This is a genomic window from Inquilinus sp. YAF38, from assembly GCF_052113205.1.
In the GTDB taxonomy this organism is placed as follows: Bacteria; Pseudomonadota; Alphaproteobacteria; order DSM-16000; family Inquilinaceae; genus Inquilinus.
Genome location: NZ_JBFRCU010000180.1, coordinates 1 through 3,795, shown reverse-complemented (window position 1 = coordinate 3,795; position 3,795 = coordinate 1). Strand labels below are relative to the sequence as shown.

Annotated in this window: 2 protein-coding genes; one reads left to right on the top strand and one right to left on the bottom strand. The window is 71.1% G+C overall.

All coding sequences use genetic code 11. From position 1 onward, the window contains the following. On the bottom strand, positions 1-201 hold a 201-nt coding region (locus AB4Z01_RS35935; RefSeq protein ID WP_441701612.1), incomplete at its 3' end, for a hypothetical protein. Positions 202-439: 238 nt separating this feature from the next. Here AB4Z01_RS35935 and AB4Z01_RS35930 point away from each other — a divergent pair. Continuing rightward, positions 440-3,795, top strand: a 3,356-nt coding sequence (locus tag AB4Z01_RS35930) for a PAS-domain containing protein (protein WP_441701610.1), incomplete at its 3' end; no start/stop codon positions are given.

Sequence of the window (3,795 nt, the reverse complement as noted above, 5' to 3'; positions counted from 1 at the left end):
CCCCTCGACAAACCCCTCGCCAGCAAAATGCGCCGCGCAAAATGGAGCAAAGAATTCTTCTTCGAACTCTTTACATACATGCGATAGCCCTGCCCTTGCGGGAGGGGGTTGGGGGAGGGGTTTGGCGCCGATGGAACTGATGTCGAGCGTCACCACCAGCCCTGCAGAAATCCTGGTTAATTCCGCGTCGGCTCGCGTCATCGACACCCCCTCCCCCGCGAGGGGAGGGGGAGAGTAGAAAACACGCGTCGGTTCAAGTGATCGAATTCTGAAAAGGTCCCGCAAGCGGGAGAGGCAACCCGCGCGACGCTCGAGAGATGTTTGAATGCCGTAGTGCGAGCAGGCGCTGACCCTTCCGAAACGCTCGGCGCGCGGCCTCGGCCGTCTTATGCTGGCGGCATGACCGGGAGGACCAGGCGCAAGGATCGGGGAGCGGGCGGTGGCTGACTGGCTGCTGTGGCTGATCGCGCTCGGCTATCTCGGCCTCCTCTTCGCCGTTGCATTCATCGGCGACCGCAGCCCGGCCTATTGGCGCTCCGGCCTGCGCGAGCCGGCGGTCTATGCCCTCTCGCTCGCGGTCTATTGCACCTCCTGGACCTTCTATGGCGGCGTCGGCCGTGCCGCGTCGCACGGACTCGATTTCACCCTGATCTATGTCGGGCCGATCCTGGTGATCACCCTCGGCTTTCCGATGATGAAGAAGATCACCCGGATGGCGCGCGAGCAGAACATCACCTCGGTCGCCGACTTCATCGCCGCCCGCTACGGCAAGAGCCGCGTCGTCGCCGCGGTGGCGACCCTGATCGCGCTGGTCGGCGTGCTGCCCTATATCGCGCTGCAGCTGCAGGCCGTCTCGCTGAGCTTCGGCGCGCTGGCCACCGGGCCGGGCGGGCGAGGGGGGGCGCCGGTGTGGACCGACACCGCCCTGCATGTCGCCCTGACCATGGCGGTCTTCGCCATCCTGTTCGGCGTCCGCCACGTCCAGGCCAACGAGCGGCATCAGGGCATGATCCTGGCGATCGCCTTCGAATCCCTGGTCAAGCTAGGGGCGATCCTGGCGGCCGGAGCCTTCGTCACCTTCGCCATGTTCGACGGGCCGGGCGACCTGGCGGCGCGGCTGCTGTCGATGCCGGCGCTGCAGGCGCGGCTGGAGGGCTTCTCGGTCGGGCCGGAATGGGTCTCGATCACCGTCATGTCGGCGCTGGCCTTCCTGTGCCTGCCGCGGCAGTTCCATGTCGGGGTGGTGGAAAGCGGCCGGCCGGCTAACCTGCGCACGGCGCGCTGGCTGTTCCCGGCCTATCTCGGTGCCATCAACCTGTTCGTCCCGGCCTTCGCGGTGGCCGGGCTGCTGCTGCTTGGCGCCACGACGGACCCCGACCTGTTCGTGCTGGCGCTGCCGATGCAGGCGGGCGACCCGCTGCTGTCGCTGGCCGTGTTCCTGGGCGGGCTGTCGGCCGCCACCGGCATGGTGATCGTCGAGACCGTGGCGCTGAGCACCATGATCAGCAACGAGCTGGTGCTGCCGCTGCTGCTGCGCGGCGGCATGGCGGCGCGCGGCGACAGCGACCTCGGCCCCGCCGTGCTGCGCATCCGCCGGATCGCGATCTTCGGCATCCTGCTGCTGGCCTATGCCTATCACGCCATGATCGGGGGCAGCCTGCCGCTGGCCTCGATCGGCCTGATCGCCTTCTGCGCCGTGGCCCAGCTGGGGCCGGCGCTGATCGCCGGGCTGTACTGGCGCGGCGCCCATCGCCACGGCGCCTTTGTCGGCATGGCGGGCGGCTTCCTGGTCTGGGTCGTGGTCTTCCTGGCGCCGACCCTGACCGGGGTCGACTGGGTGTCGTCGGTGCCGCTGTTCGGGATCGACGGGGCGCTGTGGGGGATCGGCGACGATGTCGACGCCCTGACCCGCGGCGCCTTCTGGAGCCTGGCGCTCAACACCGTGCTGCTGGTCGGCGTGTCGCGGCGGGCGCAGGCGGGCGAGCGCGACCGGGAGCAGGCCGAGGCTTTCGTCGGCCCGGTGGTCGAGGCCCGGCAGCGGCCGCAGGCCACGCACCGCGCCGCCGCCTTCGATGACCTCAAGACCCTGGTCGCCCGTTTCATCGGGCCGGACCGGGCCGAGCTGGCCTTCGGCGGGCCGGTGGCGGTGCTGCGCGACCGCGACCTGGCCGACCACACCGAGCGGCTGCTGAGCGGCGCGATCGGCGCCGCCTCGGCCCGCATCATGGTCGCCGCCACGATGCGCCGGCACCGCTCCACCATCGGCCGGTCGCAGACCCTGCTGCGCCAGGCGTCGGAGGCGATCCTCTTCAACCGCGACCTGCTGAGCGCCACGCTCGACAATATCGGCCAGGGCATCGGCGTGTTCGACCGCGAGCTGCGCCTGGCCGGCTGGAACCGCCGCTTCGTCGAGATCCTCGGCCTGGCCGAGCCGCAGGTCGCGATCGGCATGCCGTTGCAGGCGCTGGCGGCGCCGGGCGGCGGCCTCGACCTCTCGGTCTTGCTGGAGGAGCAGCGCGACCCTGAGCGGCGCCGGCGCGCCCACAGCCATGAGCGGCGCGACGCCGACGGGCGGGTGCTGGAGCTGCAGACCAACCCGATGCCGGATGGCGGCTTCGTCCTGGTCTGCACCGACGTCACCGAGCGGGTGACGACGCTGGATGCGCTGCGCGAGAGCGAGCGGCGCATCCGCATCTACACCGACAATGTCCCGGTGCTGATCGCCTATGTCGACCGGGAGGAGCGCTACCGCTTCACCAATCACCCCTACGAGCAGGCGCTGGGGCTGGAGCGGGGCCAGAGCAACGGCCTGTCGATCCGCACCGCGCTGGGCGAGGATCGCTATGCCCGGCTGAAGCCCTATATCGACGCGGCGCTGGCCGGGCGGCGCCAGGTGTTCGAGATCGGCTTCACCGCTGCCGGGGCCGAGCTGGCGCGCGGCACCTACATCCCGCACCGGGACGAGCAGGGCCGGGTGATCGGCTTCTTCACCCTGTACCAGGACATCACCGAGCAGCGCCGGGCCGAGGCCGTGCTGCGTGAGACCGCCGAGACGCTGGAGCGCCGCGTCGTCGAGCGTACAAGCGAGCTGACCGCGCTGAACGAGGCGCTGGCGGCGGCCAAGGCGGCGGCCGAGGCGGCCAATCTCGGCAAGACTCGCTTCCTGGCGGCGGCGAGCCACGACCTGCTGCAGCCCTTCCACGCCGCGCGGCTGCTGACCGCCACCCTGGCGGAGCGGCTGGGCCGCCGGCCGGAGGCGCCGCTGGTCGGCCATATCGACAGCTCGCTCGGCGCGGTGGAGGAACTGCTGCAGGCCCTGCTGGAGATCTCCAAGCTTGACGCCGGCGGCTTCGAGCCGCAGCCGCGGCCGGTGGCGGTGGACGAGATCCTGCGCATGGCCGCGCTGCCGTTCGAGCCGATCGCGCGCCGCCGGGGCCTGCGCCTCAAGGTCGCGCGCTCGGCCGCGACCGTGCAGACCGACCCGGCGCTGGTCCGCCGCATCGTCCAGAACTTCGTGTCCAACGCGGTGCGCTACACCCGGCAGGGCACGGTGCTGGTCGGCTGCCGGCGACGGGCCGGCGCCCTGGCGATCCAGGTCTGGGACACCGGGCCGGGCATCCCGCCGGAGCAGCTCTCCGTCATCTTCGAGGAGTTCCGCCGCCTCGGCTCCGGCGGCGAGGACGAACCGGCGGGGCTGGGGCTGGGCCTGGCCATCGTCGAGCGCATCGCGGCGCGGCTCGGCCATCAGATTGCCGTGCGCTCCTGGCCTGGCCGCGGCAGCGTGTTCGAGGTGGT